Source organism: Pseudomonas syringae, from assembly GCF_000737245.1.
Taxonomy (GTDB): domain Bacteria; phylum Pseudomonadota; class Gammaproteobacteria; order Pseudomonadales; family Pseudomonadaceae; genus Aquipseudomonas; species Aquipseudomonas syringae_J.
Genome location: NZ_JPQU01000082.1, coordinates 1 through 2,197, shown reverse-complemented (window position 1 = coordinate 2,197; position 2,197 = coordinate 1). Strand labels below are relative to the sequence as shown.

Here is a 2,197-nt window from a genome sequence, read left to right as displayed (position 1 = left end):
ATGTGCCCGCGATCGCGTCAGGTCAGACAACACATTTTTCGCTGACACACCGTATCGCGGGCAAGCGCGCTCCTACTGGGTCCGTGTTTGCAGCGCGACATACCTGTATGTGCAATATCGTCTTCGCGAGCAAGGTGGAGCGCCACCCCGGTCGCCCCCACAGGACCGCGTGTCAGGCCTTGCCAACAAACGCCAACCGATACTCCCCCGGCGTAGCCCCCACCACCTGCCGAAAGCGATTGTTGAAATGGCTGGCGCTGGCGAAGCCGCACTCTAGCGCTATCACGCCGAAGGCCTGGCTCGTGGTGCGCAGCAAATGCCGCGCATGGTTCACCCGACGGGCCAGCAGGTATTGATGGGGCGGCAGGCCAAAGCTTTCGCGGAACATGCGCGCGAAGTGATATTCAGACAACGCACACATCCCCGCCAGTTCGCCCAGGCTCAAGGGCTCGGCCAGGTGCGTCTCGATGTACTCCACCAATTGCCGGCGCAGATGCGGCGCCAATCCGCCTTTGAGGCGCAAGCCGTCGCGCAGACCTACTTGATCGAGCAGGGCGCGGCTGAGCATTTCGTGGGCCAGGCTGCTGGTCAGTAAACGTTCGCCAGGTTCACTCCAGTTCATCTGGATCAACTGGCGAAAGCGAGCGGCCTGCTCGGGGTCATCGTGAAAAGTGTTTTCCCGCAGGTGCAGCTCGCGGGGTTCGCGGTCCAGCAGCGTAATGCAGCCCAGGGCAAACTGCTCCGGGCTGATGTAAAGATGTGCCAGACGGATTTCGCCGTTGATTATCCAGGCTGATTCATGGCCGGCTGGCAAGGTGCAGAGGGTGTTCGGGCGGCCTTTGTGATCGGGCCGGTCACGGCGAAAGGTTCCGGTCCCACCGTCGATATAACATGACAGGGTGTGATGGCTGGGCGCGTGATATTCCTGGGAGTCGTGGCGGTTGTTCCACAAGGCTGCCACCAAACCATCGCCCAGCACCGCGCTTTGCTCCAGTCGAGCATGGGGTGAGCTGTTCAAGGCCTGAAAGACCTGAATGGTTTCGATGGCGGGCATGATGCATCCTCTAGGAGTCGTATCCTACCCGTTGCATAGGCAGCTGCCAGCCATCCAGGCTACAAATGCGCAAGATTATGCAAGTGGCCGGTTGAGCAGCGCCGCAGACTGACGCCTCGTTTCTCCTTCCAGACAAGAGCCGCGTCATGAACATTTCTCTGTATCTGCTTACCGTCCTGATCTGGGGTACCACCTGGATTGCTTTGAAATTGCAGCTTGGCGAAGTGGCGATAGCCGTGTCGATCGTGTATCGCTTCGGCCTCGCCGCCCTGGTGTTGTTTGCCATGCTGCTACTCAGCGGCAAATTGCAGAAGGTCAATCAACGCGGACAACTGATCTGCCTGGCCCAGGGGCTTTGCCTGTTTTGCGTCAACTTCCTGTGTTTCTACACCGCCAGCCAGTGGATTCCCAGCGGCCTTATCGCTGTGGTGTTCTCCACCGCGACCCTGTGGAACGCCCTGAATGCGCGGATATTTTTCAAGCAGAAGGTCGCGCGTAATGTGCTGACCGGCGGTGCGCTTGGGTTGGTCGGTTTGGGCTGCATGTTCTGGCCTGAACTGTCCGGCCACAGTGCCAGTCGTGAAACCTTGCTGGGTCTGGGTCTGGCTTTACTGGGCACCCTGTGTTTTTCGGCGGGTAACCTGCTCTCCAGCCTGCAACAGAAAGCCGGCCTGCGCCCGCTGACCACCAATGCCTGGGGCATGCTCTATGGCGCGGGGATGCTGTGCCTCTATTGCCTGATCAGCGGCACGCCGTTCGCCTTCGAATGGAATACCCGTTACATCGGTTCGTTGCTGTATCTGGTGATCCCGGGTTCGGTGATCGGCTTCACCGCCTACCTCACCCTGGTCGGCCGCATGGGCCCTGAGCGGGCCGCTTATTGCACGGTGCTGTTCCCGGTGGTGGCGCTGAACATCTCGGCGTTTGTCGAAGGCTACCAATGGACCGCCTCCGCGCTGACGGGGCTGGTGTTGGTGATGCTGGGGAATGTGTTGGTGTTCAGAAAGCCCAAGGTGGTGGTGCCGGTGGGGGCTAAATTGGCTTGAAGTGAATGCACAACCCTGTGGGAGCGGTGCTTGCCCGCGATGAACGATAGCGCGTTGTCACTGAATACCGCGTCATCGTTCATCGCGGGCAAGCACC

2 protein-coding genes are annotated in these 2,197 nt (G+C 60.0%); one reads left to right on the top strand and one right to left on the bottom strand.

All coding sequences use genetic code 11. From position 1 onward, the window contains the following. Positions 1-172: 172 nt before the first annotated feature. Positions 173-1,054: an AraC family transcriptional regulator gene (locus IV01_RS02570; RefSeq protein WP_032631342.1), complete on the bottom strand. Its 882-nt coding sequence runs from the start codon at positions 1,052-1,054 to the stop codon at positions 173-175. Between the two features lie 146 nt (positions 1,055-1,200). Between IV01_RS02570 and IV01_RS02575 the strand changes: the two genes are divergently transcribed. Continuing rightward, positions 1,201-2,100 carry a DMT family transporter gene (locus tag IV01_RS02575; protein WP_032631341.1) on the top strand — a complete coding sequence of 300 codons (900 nt, stop codon included), beginning with the start codon at positions 1,201-1,203 and terminating at the stop codon, positions 2,098-2,100. Positions 2,101-2,197: the final 97 nt, after the last annotated feature.